This window comes from Bradyrhizobium sp. T-12 (genome assembly GCF_058314695.1).
The window spans coordinates 459,070-479,978 of the sequence record NZ_JBZFQJ010000002.1; the positions used below are offsets into that span (position 1 = coordinate 459,070).

Annotated in this window: 18 protein-coding genes and 2 pseudogenes; 3 read left to right on the forward strand and 17 right to left on the reverse strand. The window is 61.7% G+C overall.

Annotation, left to right across the window (positions count from 1 at the left end; all coding sequences use genetic code 11):
* Positions 1–5: 5 nt before the first annotated feature.
* Entirely contained in the window at positions 6–1,241 is a 1,236-nt protein-coding gene (locus AC0WRY_RS36455; RefSeq protein ID WP_232995565.1) for a Tm-1-like ATP-binding domain-containing protein, read from the reverse strand.
* A gap of 656 nt (positions 1,242–1,897) precedes the next feature.
* Between AC0WRY_RS36455 and AC0WRY_RS36460 the strand changes: the two genes are divergently transcribed.
* Positions 1,898–2,395, forward strand: a complete 498-nt coding sequence (locus tag AC0WRY_RS36460; protein ID WP_232995564.1) for a hypothetical protein — start codon at positions 1,898–1,900, stop codon at positions 2,393–2,395.
* 12 nt (positions 2,396–2,407) lie between these two features.
* Here the strand turns inward: AC0WRY_RS36460 and AC0WRY_RS36465 are convergent, their stop codons facing one another.
* The 8 genes from AC0WRY_RS36465 to AC0WRY_RS36500 are packed head-to-tail and all read right to left on the reverse strand — an operon-like array spanning position 2,408 to position 11,164.
* A complete protein-coding gene (locus AC0WRY_RS36465) occupies positions 2,408–4,183 on the reverse strand; it encodes a phosphoenolpyruvate hydrolase family protein (protein ID WP_128929487.1) in 1,776 nt (591 codons plus the stop codon).
* A 34-nt stretch (positions 4,184–4,217) separates the two neighbouring features.
* Positions 4,218–5,327, reverse strand: a complete 1,110-nt coding sequence (locus tag AC0WRY_RS36470) for an ABC transporter ATP-binding protein (RefSeq protein ID WP_128929486.1) — start codon at positions 5,325–5,327, stop codon at positions 4,218–4,220.
* Entirely contained in the window at positions 5,327–6,151 is an 825-nt protein-coding gene (locus AC0WRY_RS36475; protein ID WP_128955161.1) for an HAD-IIA family hydrolase, read from the reverse strand. Before AC0WRY_RS36475 ends, AC0WRY_RS36470 begins: the two co-directional genes overlap by 1 nt.
* Complete coding sequence (locus AC0WRY_RS36480; protein WP_128929484.1) at positions 6,144–6,914, reverse strand: SDR family NAD(P)-dependent oxidoreductase; 771 nt, start codon at positions 6,912–6,914, stop codon at positions 6,144–6,146. The genes AC0WRY_RS36475 and AC0WRY_RS36480 overlap by 8 nt, the downstream gene beginning before the upstream one ends.
* On the reverse strand, positions 6,911–7,852 hold the full coding sequence (locus AC0WRY_RS36485; RefSeq protein WP_128929483.1) for a ribokinase: 942 nt from the start codon (positions 7,850–7,852) through the stop codon (positions 6,911–6,913). Before AC0WRY_RS36485 ends, AC0WRY_RS36480 begins: the two co-directional genes overlap by 4 nt.
* Positions 7,849–8,709, reverse strand: a complete 861-nt coding sequence (locus AC0WRY_RS36490; RefSeq protein ID WP_128929482.1) for a carbohydrate ABC transporter permease — start codon at positions 8,707–8,709, stop codon at positions 7,849–7,851. The genes AC0WRY_RS36485 and AC0WRY_RS36490 overlap by 4 nt, the downstream gene beginning before the upstream one ends.
* 11 nt (positions 8,710–8,720) lie before the next feature.
* Positions 8,721–9,695 (reverse strand): carbohydrate ABC transporter permease, encoded by a 975-nt coding sequence (locus tag AC0WRY_RS36495; protein WP_245478029.1) that lies wholly within the window; start codon positions 9,693–9,695, stop codon positions 8,721–8,723.
* 47 nt (positions 9,696–9,742) lie between these two features.
* The gene (locus AC0WRY_RS36500; RefSeq protein WP_232995561.1) at positions 9,743–11,164 is read right to left on the reverse strand and encodes an ABC transporter substrate-binding protein; all 1,422 of its coding nucleotides are present in this window, start codon (positions 11,162–11,164) and stop codon (positions 9,743–9,745) included.
* A gap of 337 nt (positions 11,165–11,501) precedes the next feature.
* On the opposite strand from AC0WRY_RS36500, the gene AC0WRY_RS36505 reads away from it, so the two are divergent.
* Positions 11,502–11,657: a hypothetical protein gene (locus AC0WRY_RS36505; RefSeq protein WP_164933596.1), complete on the forward strand. Its 156-nt coding sequence runs from the start codon at positions 11,502–11,504 to the stop codon at positions 11,655–11,657.
* A 146-nt stretch (positions 11,658–11,803) separates the two neighbouring features.
* On the opposite strand, the gene rpe is transcribed toward AC0WRY_RS36505, so the two are convergent.
* From rpe to AC0WRY_RS36545, 8 genes and pseudogenes are all read right to left on the reverse strand, one after another.
* Entirely contained in the window at positions 11,804–12,487 is a 684-nt protein-coding gene (gene rpe, locus AC0WRY_RS36510; RefSeq protein WP_128929480.1) for a ribulose-phosphate 3-epimerase, read from the reverse strand.
* Positions 12,484–13,434: a CbbX protein gene (gene cbbX, locus AC0WRY_RS36515; RefSeq protein ID WP_128955160.1), complete on the reverse strand. Its 951-nt coding sequence runs from the start codon at positions 13,432–13,434 to the stop codon at positions 12,484–12,486. The genes rpe and cbbX overlap by 4 nt, the downstream gene beginning before the upstream one ends.
* A 104-nt stretch (positions 13,435–13,538) precedes the next feature.
* Positions 13,539–13,946, reverse strand: coding sequence for a ribulose bisphosphate carboxylase small subunit (locus tag AC0WRY_RS36520; RefSeq protein WP_128929478.1), 408 nt, complete (start codon positions 13,944–13,946; stop codon positions 13,539–13,541).
* Positions 13,947–13,958: 12 nt separating this feature from the next.
* Positions 13,959–15,026, reverse strand: a pseudogene (locus AC0WRY_RS36525) (ribulose-bisphosphate carboxylase large subunit); the annotation flags it as partial.
* A 9-nt stretch (positions 15,027–15,035) separates the two neighbouring features.
* Positions 15,036–15,635 (reverse strand): annotated as a pseudogene (locus AC0WRY_RS36530) (type I glyceraldehyde-3-phosphate dehydrogenase); the annotation flags it as partial.
* The gene (gene tkt, locus AC0WRY_RS36535) at positions 15,632–17,662 is read right to left on the reverse strand and encodes a transketolase (protein WP_128955158.1); all 2,031 of its coding nucleotides are present in this window, start codon (positions 17,660–17,662) and stop codon (positions 15,632–15,634) included. The pseudogene AC0WRY_RS36530 and the gene tkt, both read right to left, overlap by 4 nt.
* 16 nt (positions 17,663–17,678) lie before the next feature.
* Positions 17,679–18,554, reverse strand: a complete 876-nt coding sequence (locus tag AC0WRY_RS36540; RefSeq protein ID WP_100233973.1) for a phosphoribulokinase — start codon at positions 18,552–18,554, stop codon at positions 17,679–17,681.
* Between the two features lie 12 nt (positions 18,555–18,566).
* A complete protein-coding gene (locus AC0WRY_RS36545; RefSeq protein WP_128955157.1) occupies positions 18,567–19,604 on the reverse strand; it encodes a class 1 fructose-bisphosphatase in 1,038 nt (345 codons plus the stop codon).
* A 180-nt stretch (positions 19,605–19,784) separates the two neighbouring features.
* Between AC0WRY_RS36545 and AC0WRY_RS36550 the strand changes: the two genes are divergently transcribed.
* Positions 19,785–20,702, forward strand: a complete 918-nt coding sequence (locus AC0WRY_RS36550) for a LysR family transcriptional regulator (RefSeq protein ID WP_232995648.1) — start codon at positions 19,785–19,787, stop codon at positions 20,700–20,702.
* The last annotated feature ends 207 nt before the right edge of the window (positions 20,703–20,909 follow it).

Below are 20,909 nucleotides of genomic sequence, written 5' to 3' on the forward strand. Positions count from 1 at the left end.
CGCAGTCAGCCTTCCTGCGCCAATTGCTCGAGGATCCAACTCGCGGCCGCCTCGGCAAATTCGGGATCGTTGATGTGACAGTTCAATTCGCGCACCGTGATTTTGGGCGGCAGATTGTTCTTGACCGCGTCCAGCCAAGCGCGGTCGGCATTGCAATCACGGAACACGCCGCCGTCGCGGTCGTAGTCGGAGACGCCTTTCGCCGGCCAGAGCACGATGGCTGGCGCTTCGGCCCGCGACAGCCGCTCGGCCGTAAGCCGGCCGATGCTTGCGTTTTCGGACGGAGTTGTGCGCATGAGCGTGGTGTAGCGAGTATGGGAGTAGAACTGGCGGCAGCGAAACTGATCGGGGACGCTGGATGGTGGACCAAAATTGACCATGTCGACTGCGCCTGGCGCGACGACCTGCGGGATTGATCGATCCGCGGCTGCCTTGAGCCGATCCGGTCCGGCGCTGGCGGTGCCACCGACGATTTCGTCAGCAAGCTCGGTTGTGGTCAGATCGATTACAGCGTCAAACTCACCGGCCGCGATTAGCTGTTCCATCTTGCGCCCGCCGGCCCCGTTAGCGGGGAAAACGATCGCATCGAGGCCGGCCTCTCCAAGACGTCTTACGCATTGATTGGCCGCCGGCGTCGTAACTCCGAAGGCCGTGATGGCGACGATTTTCTTCCGTCTCCTCTGACGGGATGGCTCATATTGCATGGCGGCCACGGCGCGGCCGGCATTGTCCAGCACGCGTTGGGTGAAGGCGTTGATCCCGAAGAGGTCGACAAGGGTCGGATAGAGGATGATGTCGTTATGGACGGCCAGTTCGGCGAGCAGTGCGGGCCTGGCGCTACTCACAAGGAGCTTCGGGAAGCCATATGGTAAATCGCGGACGACTTCGCCAAAGACGGCGCTGCCCTTGCCACCCGCAATTCCGACAATTGCGCTGATCGCGCCTGATTGGCGAAGATCATCGACCATTTTGCGGGCCGATTGGGCAATGTCGTTCAAGAGCTCGACGGGAGAAACGGCGCGGCCGCCATCTGTCGGCTCTTTGTCCGACCCTGCCTTGGACGTACCGACGTCTAAGACCACCGTCGTGCGGCCCAGGCCTTCGATGACGTTTCGGAGATAAGATGCTTCTGCGCCCTTCGTATCGAGCGTCGCCACGATTGCAACGGCGCCAGCGGCTCCGACCTTGGGCGAGCGCCCAAGCCTGGCCGACTTCGCGTCGTCGGTGCAATGGTGCGACACGATCTTTCCTCTCCGATCCTGCTTGATACGAATGGTCTAAACGCGGCCGAGACGCTCAATAAGTGCCGCGCCGGGGAGAGTTGGGTAATATTGGGTAGATGTCTCGAAGCGCTCGGGAGCGCACCGGTGGCTCTAGCCAAGGTTGCCTGTCCTGTCTGCGGCGTGTCTTCCCCTCTCCTCTTCCGGCATCTTCTGTCCGGCGTCCTTTCGGGCCCATGAGACGCACGCGGTGCGCAGCAGGCGAAGGTCATCTCCGCCAGCCCTTGGGACGCTGTTTCACCCATTGCAAAAAGTGCCAAGTGGCGGGCGGGTGGACAGCTCGCGCGGTTCAATGCCTGTGAATTGAATTCTAAAAAGAGACCGCTGCTGGAGCTCTCCAACAGCGGCGTAAGTCGAGGGAGGAAGCAGACGAGGCCGGCCTGCCAGCGGATAGATGAGACGTCGTCGGAAGCCTGACGTGCCTAGATGTCGTGCAGATCTCTAGACCGAACTGAAATGCCGTATAAGATCAGTGCGATGTTTAAATGGGTAAGATTGGGTAGAGGCGGTTGAAGCAAAGAGCAGTCGGCGAGCTCATTTCAAGCAGGTCGGACACGCGCGAGGGTTATTGCCTAGCAATCTATGCGCCGGCTTTAGGGAGCCTTCCGGAAGGCTCCATGCTGGTCATGGCGACCTTGCCCGTCGTTGACTGGAACGATTGTCTGTTACGGGATCTGCGCACGTTCCGAAAGGAGAGATCTGCGGGTGTTTACGCCGCGATCGTCATGATCGATCCCTTCGCGTGCTGGGAGGATCTTGCCGATGCGTTGAAAGAGGCCGGGATCAAGGGGATCATCAACTTCCCGCCGGCGTCTCTCATTGAGCGGTCAACGACAGGGACGCCCATTGAAAGCGGACAGGAGATCGAGCTTCGACGTCTGGAATGGTTTGCCAATTTGGACTTCAGGGTGTTGTTCGCGACGGACGACATCTCTAAGACCGCAATGGCCGAGCGGCGCATCGGCTCGCATCTGGCCGGCCTGGTCCAGATGCCGGAAGAAGCGCTCAAGTTCGTGATTGGCGATGGCGTCGATTTGGTAAGCGCCGGGAAGCGAGGAGCGCCGGTGGCGAAGTTCGCGCTTCTGAGCGGCACGAAGCCGCCAGCGCGAAAATAATGAGGAGCAGAGCTACTCCAGGATCCGCAGCTTCTTGATCTTGTTGTAGAGGGTCTTCCTGGAGAGTCCAAGGGACTGGGCAGTTTTTCCGCGGTGGAGCTTGTTTCGTTTCAGCCCTTCGATGATCCACTCGCGCTCGGAGAACACATTTGTCCGTTTCACGGCCGATGACGCGGTCAGCAAAGGCCTTAGGACGTCAGCCGTAATGTGTGACAGTTGCAGCGTCACCAGCTGGTTGACGATTTGGCGCAACTCTCGCAGGTTTCCCGGCCAATCATGCCCGGCAAGCGCCAGGAAGGCAGAATTCTCTATTCCCAACGTCGGCGCGTTTGAATCTCCCTTCGCTTCCACCGTGAAATGCTGGACCAGTTGGGGAAGGTCTTCGAGCCTGTCCGGCAAGGCCGGCAGGGCAATGTCAAGCCCGGTAAACAGGGCAAGAAGCCGAGGACAGAGCACGGTTTGAAGGCTGGCGCTGCGAGCAATTGTCGCTGTTGCAATGATCCGTGCGTTGGACCGCACGACCGATACCCCGTTCAGGGGTGCAAAACCGCCGGTCTCGAGGTAATCAGCAAGACGCTCCTGGCCATCCCGCGGCAGTTGATCCAGATGCAGCAGCAGGACGGCAGTGCCGTTTGCAGCTTCAAGAATCGATAGTTGGCGCTTCCTGGTCTCGTCGCGCTCCGCGCCGAACAATGCACCGATGTTGCCCGCTGCCGGCCCCGCGCGGCACTGGAAGAGCGCAGCCTTTGTATGTTTGCGGTCGCTGAAGCTGTGAACGAGATTCGCTATCCTGCGTTTTCCCGAGCCCGTTTCGCCCCACACGAGCACAGGATTAGGATTGGCAGCCAGGCGTTTGGCGGTCTCGAGCACCCGCTTCATGACTGAGGATTGGGCAATGACGCCGTGCCTGAACCCGCTCAATTGGAGCTGACGCTCGAGCAGATCGACTTTCTCGCGCAAGAGATGAATCGTCTTGAACCCGGATGTGACCTCGAGGACCGACATCTCCAACGGGACCCGGTCCAGCGAAGAGCCGCCTATGAAGCCCTGGACGCCCGTTTCGCGGCAGATATCGAGGAGTTCGTCCGGCTTTGTAATGGGTCCGCCGCCGAGTAGACAGATGACGTTCTTGTCGGTGGAGTGCGCCACCCGTGTCACGGCGCTGGTCCGCGCTGCGAGCTCGGACTGGCTGATCGATGGATCAGATCCGCTTTCGACGCTGCGATTGAGATTGAAGTTGATGCAGATCGCCTCAATGCCTGCCTCGACCATGCGCCGCGCTTCGGCCTGGGAGCGGGTATAGGCAATCGTCATCAAACCGCGTTGACGGGCTTTTGTTAGAAGTTCGATTTCTCGCTCGTAGCCGAGGCCAGATTTCTCGAGCAAGGACCTTCTAAAATCGTCGATGTGGATGACGGAGGGGAAATTGGTAACCCCTGTAAAGCCCCATCGGATGATCCGGTCGAGGAAGCGATCGAGATCGAGGCGCGGATCGAAGGTGCATGCGCCGAAAAAGACCGGCAGTTTGGTGCTGGGCAGGATCTCGGTTCGGCCGAATCCGGCGACGAATTCGTTGCTATCGCGGATGGGCAGGATCGAGGCTGGCGAGGAGCCGCCCATGGCGCGAAAACGGCCAGCGTTGAGCGCAAGGACAAAATCTGCACCCGCCCGTTCGGCCGCCCTTGCGGTCATGCCCGAGCCGATGCCTGCCCCGAGCACGAATGAACGGGAATTGCGGAAGAACTGCCTGATTCCTGCGTTCTTGACCTGCTCTACCCGGTTGTGCATACCGGCCGCCCCTCCTGTGCGGCAGGCCCGAAAATTAGCTCCAATTTGCCGGTGCGTGCAACCGCTGCAGGGCCTTGCCGTTGGCCGTGAACAGGTGGCAATCGGCTGGTGAAGCCGCAAGGCGGACCTTGCCAGATCGTTTGGCTGGCTCGAGCCGTGGCGCTTTGGCGACCACGGCTTCCTTGCCCGCGTTGCCGTAGATGTAGGTGACGCTGCCAAGGTGCTCGACGAAATCGACGTCCAGCTCGAGAGCGATCTCTTTGTCTTCTGCCGGCTGCGAGAAATCATCGGGACGGATCCCGAGCGTGATCGGCTTGCCGACCAGCAATTGATCCGGCCGAACGGGGACCGAGACGGTCGAGCCCGCGTCAAGCCTGACCTCCACCCCTGTCTCGTGCGCGGCCTCGATATGACCGCCCAAAAAATTCATCTTAGGCGAGCCAATGAAGCCGGCGACGAAGCGCGACGCCGGGTAGTGATAGAGCTCGTGGGGGCTCCCCACCTGCTCGATATTGCCGTCCTTGAGCACGACGATCTTGTCAGCCATGGTCATGGCCTCGACCTGATCGTGAGTGACGTAGATCATGGTGTTTCCAAGCTGCTCGTGGAGCTTGGCGATCTGGACCCGCATCTGCACCCGCAGCTCGGTGTCGAGGTTGGACAGCGGCTCGTCAAACAGAAACACCTTGGGCTCGCGGACGATGGCCCGCCCGATCGCCACGCGCTGGCGCTGGCCGCCGGAGAGCTGCCGTGGCTTGCGATCGAGCAAATGGTCGATCTGCAATAAGGACGCGGCCTCAGCGACACGCTTCCCGATCTCCGCTTTCGTCGCTTTGGCCATCCGCAAGGGGAAAGCCAGGTTTTCCCGGACGGTCATGTGCGGATAGAGGGCGTAGCTCTGGAACACCATGCCTAGATTGCGGTCGGCCGCGTCCACGTCGTTGACGAGCTCATTGTCGATGAAAAGCCGTCCTCCGCTAATCGGCTCGAGACCGCCGATCATGCGCAGCAGGGTCGACTTGCCCGACCCTGAAGGCCCGACGAAGACGACGAATTCGCCGTGATCGATGGTGAGGTCGATATTGCGCAGGATCTGGATAGTGCCATAGGCCTTGTTGAGGCCTTCCAGGCGAACATTGGCCATCACGCTCTCCTCTGCCGTACGGTGTCTACACCAGCCTTCACGGCGATTTCTGAAAGGCTGGACACGGTAAAGTCGGCTGGCAGCAGCGCGGCGTCCTTGCGAGGTGGGACGCCTGTCGTGACGAGCACGGCAGGAAGGCCGGCGCGCTTGCCGGCCTGGATATCTGTCTGTATCTGGTCGCCGATCATCAATGTGGATTGACGTGGCGTTCCAAGCCGCGAAAGCGCGGCTTCGATCATGTGCGTCTCGGGTTTGCCGACGATCAGAGGCTGGACTTGAGTTGCGGCTGCAACTGCCGTGATCATGGCCCCTGCCCCTGGTTCGAAGCCGTCCGCAGTCGGCAAGAGAAGATCAGGGTTTGTGCCTATGAACACGGCGCCGCCCAGGATAGCCGCAGCAGCAATTCGCAGCTTGTCATGCGTAATCTGGCGGTCGAGCCCCATCACCACGACTTCAGGCTTCGCATCGGTGACTTCGAGGCCCGCCTCCTCGATCGCTTTGGCAAGGGATGGCGCGCCGATGACAAAGGCCCGTGTCAGTTTCGGGTATTGGGCGCGAATGAGCGCCGCGGCCGTGATGGCGCTCGTCACGACCTGCCTCGGGGAGATCGAAAGCCCGAAACCTCCGACCTTGCGCACAACATCTTCCGGCGTGTGGGTCGAATTGTTAGTGACGAAGCAGAAGGGAAGTTTTGCCCGCTGCCAGCTCTTGAAGGCTTCGATGGCGTCCGCGATCGCGGCGTTCCCCCGGTAGACCACGCCATCCAGATCGGAAATGACACCGGCGATCTCGGGCCATTGAAGCTGAGTGCCGGACTTAGCCATTCATCAGCATCCCGCCGTTCACGTGAACGATCTGGCCGGTCATGTAGGAGGCCGCAGGGCTTGCGAGAAACACGGCAAGGCCGGCAATGTCGTTCGGCAATCCAACCCGTCCCAATGGGATTCGGCCGCTATGGCGGGCTTCCGTCTCCTCACGCGGACGGCCATGCATGGGGGTGTCGATGATCCCCGGTGCGATTGCATTCACATTGATCTTGAGCGGCGCGCATTCATAAGCAAGGAGCTTTGTGATGTCGTGAACGATTGCCTTGGAGAGGCAATAGTCCGCCCCTCCGGCCTGATAGTTGAATACGGCGCCTTGCGAAGACAAGGAGGAACCGACATTGACGATGCGGCCGCCCTTGGTTGTCATGAAGCGCTCGATCGCGAGCTTCGAGCAGCGGAGGATTGCGACCGAGTTGATCTGGATTGTGCGTTCGATCTTGTCGGCCGCCCCGCTGAGGAGCGGCTGGGCAGATTTAACGCCGGCATTGTTGACGAGCACGTCGAGCCGGCCGAATCGTTTTCCGATCTCCTCGAGCACGCGCGCCACGTCCTCTTCGCGCGAAACGTCCATGGCCATCGGCAACACGCCATTGCCATGGGGAAGTCCTACCAATGTCTGCCTGAGGCTTTCGAGATTGGCGTCGGTGGCAACGACGTTGGCCCCTCCTGCCCGAAACGCATTCACAATGGCAGATCCGATGCCGCCCCCTGCCCCTGTCACGAGCACCGTTCTGTCTGAGACTGAGAACTGTTCGGTCATTCCAACTCCAAGATCGTTTGTGATTTGAGGAATTCATCGACCTCTGCTGCCAGCGGCATTGAGGCCTGCGCCCCGCGGCGCGTTACGCACAGGGCAGCAACGGCTAGTGCTCGTCTGACCGAATCCCTCAGAGGCAGGCCTTGAGCGAGCGAAGCGGCAAAAGCGCCATTGAAGGCGTCCCCGGCGGCCGTGGTATCGACGACTTTGACGGGAAAGGCACGCAGCGCAAACGAGTGCGCCGCGTCGGCATAGAAGGCGCCCTGCGCTCCCAGCGTGATCAGTGCGGCTTTGGGTCCGAGGTGCAGAAGCTTGGACGCCGCCACTGCGGCGCTGTCGAAATCGGTCACCTCTACCCCGGTCAGCTCGAAGGCCTCGGTCTGGTTGGGGGTCACGTAATCGACTTGTCGCCATGCCGCCGGCGAAAGCCCGGGTCTGACCGGCGCCGGATTAAAAATGAGTTCGAAGCCCTTCTCGCTTTTCATTTCAAAGAGCCGGTTGAGGGCGGAGATGGGCAAGCCCATTTCGGCAACAACGAGCGCGCCTGGCGCGATGAATGCGGCCGCGCTCTCAACCATGGCCGGCATCACATTCAGATTGGCGCCCGGATCGATCACGATCATGTTCGAACCGTCGTCTCCCACCAGGACGAGGGCCGAGCCGGAGACCTCACCGGCACAAATGGTGATGGCCTCAGCACGGACTCCGGCTTCGCGCAGTGACTGCAAGAGGGACTGGCCAGCCTCGTCCCCGCCAAGACGGGTGTAGAATAGGGGCTTCAGTCCAAGCCGTGCGGCCGCTACGGCTTGATTGGCGCCCTTCCCTCCAGGATTGCGGTTCAATTTGCCCATCAAACTTTCACCCGGCGTTGGCAGCCGCTCGACATTGAAGCAGAGGTCGAGATTGGTCGTTCCAAAGAACATCAAGGGCCTGGGATTCATTTTACTGCCCCGAAAGTGAGACCACGTTCGAGGTGGCGCTGGCCCATCACGATCAAGATCACCGGAATGATCATGGTAACGACCAGTCCTGCAGCCATGACGGGATAGAACTGCACCCCCGGATTGAGCAGCTTGAGTAGCGCGACGGTCACCGGCGCCTTGGTGGAGCTCAGGATCAAGCCGAGCGCGAAGTTGTGCCAGGCCAGCAGAAAGATCAGCAAGGAGGCGCCGATCAGGCCGGGCTTGAGAAGCGGCAGCACGATATGCAGAATGACCCTGACAGGTTTGGCCCCGTCCATCGCTGCAGCCTCCTCGATGTCCTTTGGAATATCCTCGATGTAGGAGCGGCTCAACCACACGATCATAGGCAGCGTGACGACCTGGTAGACCCAGATCATGCCGAGATAGGTGTCGTAGAGTCCGATGGTCTGGAACACGTTGAAGAGCGGGATGACGACGAGCAAGGCCGGGGCGAACCTGAAGCCAAGAATGAAGAAGGCGATGTCCTCCTTCATCGGGATGTCTCGCCTTGCCAGAACGTAACCGGCGGGCACGCCAAGGAGCATTGAGACGAAAACAGATCCGAGCGCGATGGCGACGCTATTTGTCACTGGCGTGAGGAAATCAACCTTGATGGTGCCATAGCTTGTCGCGCCGGCCTGCGCGGCGTCGAACAGCACCCGGAAATTCTCAAGCGTCGGCGAGAAGATGAACTTGGGCGGCCAGGCCATGACCTCGCCCTGCTGTTTCAACGACATCAGCAGGATCCAGATCAGCGGAAAAGCGAGAGTGAGCGCGCAGATGCCAACCAGCAGATTGAGAGCGATATTTGTCGATCCTGAGCGATTTAGGCGCATGTCGCGTCTCTTCAGCTAACGCGTTGTCGGACGTATCGCCACAACTTGACCGTGAGGAACGCTCCGGCCAGGACGATGATCCAATTGACGACCATGAGGGCCGCGCCCCGGCCGAAGGCGAGGTTCTGGAATGCGGTGATGTAGGCGCGCACGGAAAGAACGGAGGTGCTGTTGCCGGGACCGCCTTGCGTCGTTCCGAAAATGATGTCGAATTGATTGAGAGATTCGATCAGACGGAAGACCGCAGCAATCAGGATGTAGGGCGCGATCAACGGCAGCTCGATGTAGAGGAAGGTTGCCCAGCCCTTTGCACCATTGACGCGCGCGGCCTCCCTGATCTCCTCATTGATGCCCTGGAGGCCGGCGAAGATGATCAGCGTGAAAAAGGGGGTGTAAGTCCATATGTCGATCAGGACGAGGGAAATCATCGCTGTCGCGGGATCAGAAATCCATGCAAACCGGCCCATTCCTACAAGCGACAGCAGATAGTTCAGGATGCCGCTCTGCGGATCCATCATCGTCGTCCACATCAAGGCAACGCTCATGGGCGGAAGCACGAGTGGCAACAGAATGACCGGCCGCATCACGCGTGCCAGGAACACTTCGGTGGCAAAGAGCTTGGCGAGGGCAACGCCGAGCACGGCTTCCGCAAGGACCGCTGAACCAGCGTAGACAAGTGTTGCTCGGACGCTATTCCAGAAGTCGTCTGTCTTGATCAACGCGGCGTAATTGGTAAGGCCAATAAAGTGGACCAGTGGCCGGCCGAACTTGAGATCCGTCAGGGACTGAAATACGCCGTAGAAGAACAGGAACAGAAAGCCAAGAAGGATCAAGACCGCCGGCGCGATCGCGGCGATGCTCCACCAGTCAAGGCGCGGCGGGCTGGCACTCTTGGCCGCGCCGTCTTGCGCCGAAGCGAGTTGGCTCACTGAAGACTGCAGCGTCACGATTGCGTCTAATCCTGAAGAATACATTTCAACTGACATCGAAATCCAAGGGGGCGGCATGCAAGCCTACCACCCCCTTTGGGACTTCACATCGACGAACGGATCTCGGAGGCAAGGTCGGTCAGCGTTGCCTTCACATCCGCTCCATTGACCATCTTCTGCATCGCCACCGCCCAGGCATTCATTGCCTCGGCGAAGCCGACGCGGGCCGTAAAGGCGAGTTGCGCCTGGTCCTGCACAGTCTTGAACGTCTCGACGAAGTTGTTGAATTCAGGCTTTGCGGCGTATTCGAGCCAGGCCTTGTCGCTCCAGGTCGATGCGCGCGGAGAGTTGACGAGCTTGCCCGCAACGGCACCGTTCAGCTCGACCTGCTTGGAGGTCGCCCATTGGATGAAGAGCCAGGCCGCGCCCTTCTTCTGGGAGGCGGCGTTCATGGCCAGAGACCAGATCCAGATGTTGGATTCGAAGTTCTTGCCGTTCGGTGCGCGCAACGGTGGTGCAAAGGCGATCTTGCCGGAGGCGGGCTTGCCGGCGACGTCGTTCCAGAAACCGAACATGTTGGAATCGATCGCCATGGCGGTCCGCCCTGAATTGATCCCTTCGACCACCTGGTACCAATTGTCATTGGCAAAGGAGGGAGCAGCGCATTTCTTGATCATGTCGACATAGTCTTTGTGGAAGGCGATCGACTCTGGCGAATCCAGGCCCGTGTCGAGTTTGCCGTCTTTGACGACGAAATCGTGCACGCCATAGGACCTCGCAATCGAGATCGCAGCCGTGTGGATGCTGCTCCAGAACCTTACGCCGCGAACGCCGAGAGGCGTGATGGTGGGATCGGCAGCTTTGAGTTTCTCACAAGCGGCCGACATCTCCGGCGGGGTGCTCGGGACTTTGATACCGTGCTTGTCCAGCACATCCTTGCGGTAGAACAACTGGATGTTCTCGAAGCCATGGGGGATCGCCCAGACCTGCCCGCTGCCGGCCTCGATCTGGCCCTCCTTGACCTTCCATGTCAGCGCTTCGCGCAAGGCTGGGAAGAAGTCCTTGTAGTCGTAGGCTGCAGAGGTGAGCTTTGAATCGTTTAGATAGCGATCGAGCGGTTCGAGCAGTTGGCCCGGGGCAAGGTCCCAGGCGGGCTGGATGCCCGTGCCGACGACATCCCAGCTTGGCGATTTCGTGCTGAGCTGGATCGTTAGCTTATTCCAATAGGCATCATCCGGATAAAGCTCCGGCGTCACCTTGATGCCGGTGAGTTTCTCGAACTCGGGCAGTTGAGCCGCAACAGCGTCAGCATAGGGGTGAATATCGTAGGCCCAGACGATGGACGTGCCTTCGAATTGCCGCCAGTTGATGTCTTCTGCGTAGGCCTGGGTGGCAGCCAGTGCCGCCCCGGCGCACACGGTGGAGTTAATGAGAGCTTTTTTGATAAGTTGAGCCGAATGACCGCAAACAACGGCTAGCGTCCTTGGCATGATTCCCTCCGATGGGCTCTTTGGCCCGCAAACCACGCGCCCTCTCCTCTAGCAGAGGCCGTGGTAGGCGAAGGCTATGCGCCATTCTAACGGGCTAAGCGGCTTTTGACACAGAGTTTGGGTAAGGTTGGGTAAGAGCCAGAAATCGGGGTTTCTAAAATAAGATCGGCTGGCCGCGACGAGGCTACGCAATGCGAAGCGCCAGTGGACGCTTCAACAGCACTTTTGCAGGCATACGAAAACGATCTGAAAAAAGCCTCCGCCAGACATTTGGTCTAGGCAGAGTAGCCTCTCATGCTTGCAATGCTGGCCCGATGACGCTGTTCTCAGTATAAATTGCTTTCAGTCTGGCATTGCCAATTGGAGTTGCAGGATGATCGCGCAAATCGCAAGAGTCGTTTCCAGCACGGTCAGAAAACCAGCTGAGGACGGCGATACTCTCAAGATTCTTGGTATATTTTGTGGAGCAGGCCTTCTGCTCTCTCTACTCGTCGCAATGGCTTTTGCGCTCGACTTGACGCCTTTGTGATGGTTCAGCGGTTCATCACGATGAGGTCGAGCCGAGCAGTTCCCACTAAAGCGCACGGCAGAGGAATTCACCGCGACGGCCCCATCGTCCCTCCGGCATAGCGCCTAGCCGCCGCGTCCTGCGTGTTTGTTGACCCATGCCGAAGTCTAACTCGGGGACCGGCCAACCCTAGTTGCCATTCGTAGGCCCGCGATATTGGTGGCGTACTCGGCAGCGATATTGCCGCCAAACAGGGCTGAACCCGCCACCAACGTGTCGGCCCCAGCCTCCACGACGGCGGCAGCATTGTGGCACGTGATACCACCATCGACCTGAAGGCGGATCGGGCGATCGCCGATCATGGCGCGAATGCGCCTGATCTTGGGGATCTGGCACTCCAAAAACGCCTGGCCACCGAAGCCCGGATTGACGGTCATGACAAGCACCAGATCCAACCTATCGAGCACATATTCGATTGTACCCTCCGGCGTCGACGGACACAGGCTTACGCCCGCTTTCTTGCCGAGCGCGCGAATAGCCTGCAGCGAACTATCGAGATGTGGACCGGCTTCCGCATGAATCGTGATGATGTCGGCACCGGCTTTGGCAAAGCCTTCAAGATAAGCGTCGACGGGCGCTATCATGAGGTGAACGTCAAACGTCTTCGTGGTGAACGGCCTCACCGCCTTTATCACGTCCGCACCGAAACTGATGTTCGGCACGAAGTGCCCGTCCATGACATCGCAATGGATCCAGTCAGCGCCGGCTGCGTCGATCGCCGCGACCTCCTCGCCGAGACGCGCGAAATTCGCCGCCAGGATCGAGGGAGCAATGACGATATCCCTGGTCATGGACATTTGCTCCCGGTCGCCTGCTCGCTGCCAGCTCCGCCGCTGAACACGCGGCTCGCCAATACGTCGGAGGGATCGATGGTTTCGAGATCAGCGATCTCGAGCATCCGGTCGAGATCGGAGACCAGCCGATCGGCCTGGCGCAACCGGATGCGATCGACAGCGTTGCGGACCGAGCGCGCATTGGAGAAGAACGGCTGAGTCCGGCGCAGCACAATGTATCTTTCGAACGACTCGCGTGCCGCGGCCGAGAAGCGGTAGCCGCGCTCCCTCAGCATAAGCTCGGCAATGTAGAGCAGCTCCGCCTCCGAATAGTCGGGAAACTCGATGTGGTGGGCGATGCGTGATCGGAAGCCTGGATTGGAGGCAAAGAAACTGGTCATCCGTTCGCCATAACCCGCGAGAATGACGACGAGATCCTCGCGCTGGTTTTCCATGACTTGCAGCAAGATCTCGATGGCTTCCTGACCATAGTCGCGCTCGTTGTCGGGCCGGTGCAGGTAATAGGCCTCGTCGATGAACAGTACGCCGCCCATCGCCTTCTTCAGGATCTCCTTGGTCTTCGGCGCAGTGTGACCGATATACTGACCGACAAGGTCGTCGCGCGTCACCGAGATCACCTGTCCGCGCCGCACGAAGCCGAGGCCGTGCAAGATCTTCGCCATGCGCAGGGCGACGGTAGTCTTACCGGTGCCGGGATTGCCGGTGAAGGACATGTGCAGCGTCGGGGCCGAGGAGACGAGCCCGGCCCGCTGCCGGATCCGCTCAATCAACAGGAGCGAAGCGATCTGCCGCACCCGCTGCTTGACGGGCTTCAAGCCGATCAACTCTTGTTCGAGCTGGTGCAAGGTCTCCGTGATCCCCGCCGCCTCGGCCTCCTTGCGCAGGTCAAACGCAGTAGGCACCTCATTGACCTCAATGGTCGTCGTGTGCGGCACATCCAGCATCTTGGACCTCGAATAAAGAGGCTTCGCCGCCGCAAATGACGGCGAAGCAGTTGTCCGCCAGGGAGTCGGAGCGGGGAGAAAGAGTCGCTCCGAGCGGAAAGCGACTAAGAGGAAGCCGGCTGAGGTTGCCGGTGTACGGTGGTGTAACGTACCGAGCGTACGGCCATCTCCTGGCGCACCAGCTCGAACTCAGCCTCCTTCGCGGGCCGGTTGACGAGGAACGAGATGCGCACCGACTCCCAGCCATGGCTGGAATCGAATCCCGAGACGCGGATGTAGCGGTCGCCATACACCCTGCGGCATTCGGCGAGCTCCATCATCACGCCGGCAGCGTCCGCGAGATCGAACATCGGCAGACCCCACATCTCCCAATAGGTGTTGCGGGGATGCGGGTCGTCGGTGAACTCGATGTTCACCGCCCAACCCTTGCTCAGGCAATATTGCACCTGCTTGGTAATCTGCTCGTCGCTGAGATCGGGCAGGAAGGAGAAACAGCCTTGGGTCAGTTTCATCTTTGCTCTCCTTTAGACAGCGGCGAGCGCCGTCGGCACGAAGTCCGGCGTGTCGGTGGATTGATAGTTGAAAGTGACGTCTTTCCAGGTCTCCAGCGCGGCCTTCAGCGGCGTGCAGGTCGCTGCGGCCTTGGCCAGGATCTCTGGGCCTTCGTGAACGTAGTCACGTCCCTCGTTGCGAGCGAGGATCATCGCTTCCAGCGCCACCCGGTTGGCGGTCGCCCCGGCCTGGATACCCATGGGGTGGCCGATGGTCCCGCCGCCGAACTGCAGCACGACGTCCTCGCCGAGCAGGTCGAGCAGCTGGTGCATCTGGCCGGCATGGATGCCGCCGGAAGCCACTGGCATTAGCTTATTCAGGCTCGCCCAGCTCTGGTCGAAGAACACGCCGTGCTCGAGCTTCATCGGGTTGAAGTCGTCGCGGCAGATGTCGTAATAGCCGCGCGTGGTGTTGGGATCGCCCTCGAGCTTGCCGACGACCGTGCCGGCGTGGATGTGATCGACTCCGGCGAGCCGCATCCATTTGGCGATGACGCGGAACGACACGCCATGGCTCTTCTGGCGCGTATAGGTCGAGTGACCGGCGCGGTGCAGATGCAGGATCATGTCGTTGCGGCGCGCCCATTTCGCCATCGACTGGATCGCGGTGTAGCCGATCACGAGGTCGATCATGACCACGACCGAGCCGAGCTCCTTGGCGAACTCCGCACGCTCGTACATGTCCTCCATGGTCGCGGCCGTGATGTTGAGATAGGTGCCCTTCACCTCGCCCGACGCCGCCTGCGCGCGGTTGACGCCTTCCATGCAGTAGAGGAAGCGGTCGCGCCAGTGCATGAAGGGCTGCGAGTTGATGTTCTCGTCGTCCTTGGTGAAGTCGAGCCCGCCCTTCAGCGCCTCATAGACCACGCGGCCGTAATTGCGGCCCGAGAGGCCGAGCTTCGGCTTGATGGTGGCGCCGAGCAGCGGCCGGCCGAACTTGTCGAGCCGCTCGCGCTCGACCACGATGCCGGTGGCCGGCCCCTGGAACGTCTTCACATAGGCGACCGGCAGCCGCATGTCCTCGAGCCGCAGCGCCTTCAGCGCCGCGGCGCGGGCGCGATAGAGGTCCTTGTGGAACGTATCGAGCGTCGGCTGGTCGCCGGTGTAGGAGTGGATCGTGGTCATGAACCCCTTCTCGATCCCGACGGCGTCGTCCAGCACCTGAGCGAGCGGCGCGAGGCAGTTGGTCGAGCACGAGGCGTTGGAGACCACGATGTGATCGCCGGTCAGGGCGAGATGATTGACGCCGAACACGACGGTGAGATCGACCTCGCTTGCCGGCGCCGAGACCAGCACGCGCTTGGCACCGGCCTGGATATGTGCGGCGGCTTTCTCACGCGAGGTGAACAGACCGGTGCATTCCAGGGCGATATCGACACCGAGCGCACGATGCGGCAGCTGCGCCGGGTCCTTGATCGCGGTCACCTTGATCGGGCCGCCGCCGACGTCGATCGTATCGCCGTCGACCTTGACTTCGCCGGGAAAGCGGCCGTGGACCGAGTCGAAGCGCAGCAGATGCGCATTGGTCTCGACCGGACCGAGGTCGTTGATCGCGACCACCTCGATGTCGTTGCGGCGGGACTCGGCGATCGCACGCAGCACGTTGCGACCGATCCGGCCAAATCCGTTGATGGCGACACGCAAGCTCATGCTGTTCTTCCCTGGTTCCGACGTGCGACCGAGCGCCTGGCCGCTTCTGCGATGCTCTGCGGTGTGATGCCGAATTCGCGGTACAGCACGGGCGCCGGCGCCGAGGCACCGAAGCTGCGCATGCCGACGAACTCACCGTCGGCACCGATCCAGCGATGCCAGTCGCCGACAACCGCTGCCTCGACGCCGACGCGCGGCGCCGTGCCGAGCACGGTGGCGCGGTAATCGTCCGGCTGCTCCTCGAACAAGGCGAAGCAGGGCGCGGACACCACGGCCGCGCGGATGTGCTCGGTCGCGAGCAGGCGGGCTGCTTCCAGCGCAATCGAGACTTCCGAGCCGGTCGCGATCAGCGTCACGTCACGGCCGCCGTCGGGCGAGACGACGAGATAGGCGCCGCGTGCGACGCGGTTCTTGCCGCGGGCATCGCTGCGGAAAGTTGGCAGCGCCTGACGCGACAGGCACAGCACGGACGGGCGATGCTCGGAGCCGAGTGCGCAGTCCCAAGCCTCCAGCGTCTCGACCGCGTCGGCGGGACGGAACACCAGCAAGTTCGGGATCACCCGCAGCGCGGCAAGGTGTTCGACCGGCTGATGCGTCGGGCCGTCCTCACCGAGCCCGATGGAGTCGTGCGTCATCACGTGGATAACCCGCAGCCGCATCAACGCTGCGAGCCGGATCGCGGGACGGCTGTAGTCGGAGAAGGCGAGGAACGTGCCGCCATAGGGAATGAAGCCGCCATGCAGCGCGAGGCCGTTCATTGCTGCAGCCATCCCGTGCTCGCGGATACCGTAGTGGATGTAGCCACCGGCGAACGCACCGGCTTTAACGGGGGTCTGCGCCTTCGCCTGCGTCAGGTTCGAATGCGTCAGATCCGCCGAGCCGCCGACCAGTCCGGGAATGGTGCTGGCGATGCCGTCAAGCACCTGCTGCGAAGCCTGCCGCGTCGCCAGCTTCGGCCGTTCGGATGCGAAGCGCTCGCGCAACTTCGCCGCGGCGAGCACATAGGCAGCAGGCAGGGCAACCGCCCTACCTTCCACGAACAAATCGCGCTGCTCGGGCGTTGCGCGCTCATAACGATCGAGCCAGGCGAGTCGCTCGACCTGCCCGCGCTGTCCGATCATCCGCCACGCCTTGAGCACCGGGATCGGCACCACGAAAGGCTGATAATCCCAACCGAGCGCGCGGCGCGCCGCCGCGGTCTGCTCGGTGCCGAGTGGCGCACCATGCGCCTTCTCGGTGCCCTGCCGATCAGGCGCCCCATAACCAATGATGGTGCGGCACGCGATCAGCGACGGCTTGGCGGTCTCCCGCTCCTCCGCGATCGCCTGGGCCACGGCTTCTGGATCGTGTCCGTCGACACGGCGCACCGACCAGCCGGAGGCCGCGAAGCGCGCGAGATGATCATCCGATGTCGCGAGCGACGTCGGACCGTCGATGGAGATGCCGTTGTCGTCGAACAGCACGATCAAACGGCCGAGCCCGAGATGACCCGCGAGCGAGATCGCCTCCTGGCTGAGACCTTCCATCAGGCAACCGTCGCCCGCGATCACGTAGGTGAAGTGATCGACGAGGCCGTCGCCATGCCGCGCATTGGCCATGCGCTCGGCAAGCGCCATGCCGACCGCGGTCGCAATCCCCTGCCCCAGCGGACCCGTCGTGGTCTCGACTCCCGGCGTGTGGCCGTATTCGGGATGGCCCGGCGTCTTCGAGCCCCACTGCCGGAACGCCTTGATGTCATCGAGACTGAGGTCGCCGCCGGTCAGGTGCAGCAGCGCATAGAGCAGCATCGAGCCGTGGCCCGCCGACAGAACGAAGCGGTCGCGGTCCGGCCAATTGGGATGCGCCGAGTCGAATTTCAGGAAGCGCGAGAACAGCACGGTCGCGACATCGGCCATACCCATGGGCAGACCTGGATGGCCCGACTGCGCGGTCTCGATGGCATCGACCGCGAGGAAGCGGACGGCGTTGGCGAGATCGTTATGCGCGACTGCCGTGATGTCGGCTTCGGCGTGGACGGAGATATTCATCGGTGTCTCTCCTCGTTCACTTCAGGCTGCGCTTGCGCTCGATCAACTGCATGATCAGCGGCGTCAGAATCAGCTGCATGGCGAGATCGAGCTTCGCGCCGGGACAGACGATCGAATTGGCGCGCGACATCCAGCTCTGCGGCAGCATCGAGAGCAGATAGGGGAAGTCGATGCCGCGTGGATTCTTGAAGCGGATCACGACCATCGATTCGTCCGGCGTCGGGATCCAGCGCGCGATGAACGGATTGGACGTGTCGACCGTCGGCACACGCTGGAAGTTGATGTCGGTCTCGGTGAATTGCGGGCAGATGTAGTGGATATAGTCGGGCATCCGCCGCAGGATGGTGTCGGTGACCGCCTCGGTCGAATAACCGCGCGCGCTGCGGTCGCGGTGCAGCTTCTGAATCCATTCGAGGTTGATGACGGGCACGACGCCGATCTTGAGATCGGCATAGCGCGCGACATTGACCTTGTCGGTGACGACGGCGCCGTGCAGGCCCTCGTAGAACAACAGGTCGGAGTTCTCCGGCAGCTGCTTCCAGTCGGTGAAAGTACCGGGCGCCGTGCCATGCAGCGCGGATTCCTCGGCGTCGTGGACATAGTGCCGCGTCACCGCCGTACCGGTCTCGCCGTAGTCGCGGAACGCGCGCTCCAGCTCCTCGAACAGGTTGGTCTCGGGACTGAAATGGCTGAAATGCTTGTTGCCGCGCTCGGCCTCTTTCGCCATCTGCGCGCGCATCTCGGCGCGGTCGTAGCGGTGGAAGGCGTCGCCTTCGATGTAGGCGGCATTGACCTTCTCGCGGAAAAAAATCTGCTCGAAAGTCTTCTTGACCGAGGTGGTGCCGGCGCCGGAGGAGCCGGTGATGGAGATGATCGGATGCTTCCTGGACATGGGACACCTCGCTCAGAGCCGGAAGAATCCGCGCCGCGCGAACAGCGGCGCAGAGACGCTGGCGACCAGCACTGGATCGCAATGAAGCTCCTCGACGCGCCGCACCTCGTTGCTCGAGCCCATGATCAGGGGCACGCGCTGATGCAGGCTCTGCGCGGAGAGGTCGAGGATGCGCTCGCGTCCCGTGGAGGCGGAGCCGCCGGCCTGCTCGATGATCATGGCCATCGGATGCGCCTCGTAAGTCAGGCGCAGGCGGCCCTCGCCGTAGCCGGGGCGCGCGTCCGAAGGGTAGAGGAAGACGCCGCCGCGGGTGAGGATTCGGTAGGCCTCGGCAACCAGCGAGCCGACCCACCGCATGTTGAAATCATGGTTGGCGGGGCCTTCGACGCCTGCGAGGCATTCGTCGATGAAGGCGCGCACCGGCGGATCCCAGTGCCGACGGTTCGAGGCGTTGATCGCGAACTCCTCGCAGGCCTCGGAGATCTGCACGCCGCTGCGGGCGAGACGGAAGCAGCCGGCCTTGTGATCGAGCGTGAAGATGTCGACGCCTTCGCCGAGCGTCAACACCAGCGAGGTCTGCGGCCCGTAGGTGACGAAGCCCGCCGCAAGCTGCACTGATCCGCGCTGGTGAAAGGCGAGCGAGAGGTCGTCGGGTGCCGGCAGGATCGAGAAGATCGTCCCCACCGTCATGTTGATGTCGATGTTGGAGGATCCGTCGAGCGGATCGATCGCGATGCAGACGCGGCCCTCGCGGTCGCCGATCTGGGGTTCGCGCATCTCCTCCGACGCCAGCGCCGCGATCGGCAGCTTGCTGAGGCAGCGGCGCAGGATCGCATCGGCCTGGACATCGAGGTCGCGCTGGATGTCGCCGTCGCTGTTGCGCTCCGTGGTCAGGCCAGAGGCGTCAGCGAGATCACCTGACGCGATGAGGTCGGCGATTTCGATGGCCGCCGCCGCGATGGCATCGACTGCGGCCGCCACGGCCAGCGCATGCGGCGCGGTCTCGGAATACCGTTGAAGGTGATCGTCCAGCCTGAGTTGCCCAGTCATCTGCGTCCATCCCCTTGGCCGGCGCCGCAGCCATGCCCTCCCCTCTGAAGGTCGGTCGCGGTCAGTCCCAGCACCAGGAGATTGACAGGGACAGATTAATAAGGAAAATTTCTATTCGTAATGAGCACCAAAGAATTTTCTTATAATTGACCCGGACAGGCGGCTGCACAGCTCCGGCATCTGACGATCAGGCAGCTGCGCTCGCTCGCGGCGCTGTCGGCCAAGGGCAGCGTGACGGCGGCCTCCGGCCATCTTGGGCTGACCCAGCCGGCCGTGACCCAGCAGCTGCGGCAACTTCAGGACCTCGCCGGCCTGCCCTTGGTGCAGCGGACCGGCGACGGCATGCAGCTGACCGCGGCGGGCAAGGAAGTGTTGGCGCTGGCCGAGCGGGTCGAGGCCGCGATCGCGGACTGCCAGGGCGCGCTCGACCTGCTCGCCGGACGGAGCGGCGGCGCGGTGCATCTCGGTGCGGTCTCGACCGCTAAATATTTCGTGCCGCATGCGATCGCGGCGTTCTCCAAGCGCTACCCCAAGATCGAGATCAAGCTGACGATTGGCAATCGCGATGAGATCCGCGCAGCCATGCACGGTTATGATCTCGACTTCGCGGTGATGGGCCGGCCACCCGCCGACGTCCACGTCGACGTGCGCCAGCTCGGCCGCAATCCGCACATCATCGTCGCCCGCAGGGGACATTGGCTGGAAAAGGACCGAGGACTCAGTCTGACCGACCTTGTGCACGAGACCTTTCTCACTCGCGAGCCGGGCTCGGGCACGCGAACACTAATGGAGGGCATGTTCCAGAAATCGGATCTCGAGCCAATCATCGGCATGGAGATGAGCAGCAACGAGACCATCAAGCAGGCTGTTATCGCCGGGCTCGGCATCGCCTTCATCTCGGCGCACACCGTCGCGCACGAGCTCGGCGAGGGCCGCCTCGTCGTGCTCGACGTCGCGGGCCTACCAATCGTGCGGCAATGGTACGTGATCCGCCGCAGTGACAAGGTCCTGCTGCCGCCGGCGCAGGCTATGTTCGATTTTCTTGGCTCTGAAGGGTCGAATTATTTGCCGTACCTACCTGAACTCGGCGGGCGCTAAAGCAAGATCCGGAAAAGTGTGAAGCGGTTTTCCCAAAACTCATGCTCAAACAAAGAGCTAAAGCGCCATGACGATTCAACCCATCGCGCTTTTTTCTCGACTTCTTCCAATGTTTTATTGCACGTCGACCAGGCATTGACCCACCGCGTCCAGGAGCCGACGCCGTTTCAACCACCAAGTCTGTCCGGGCCGGTTCTTGGAGGTGTG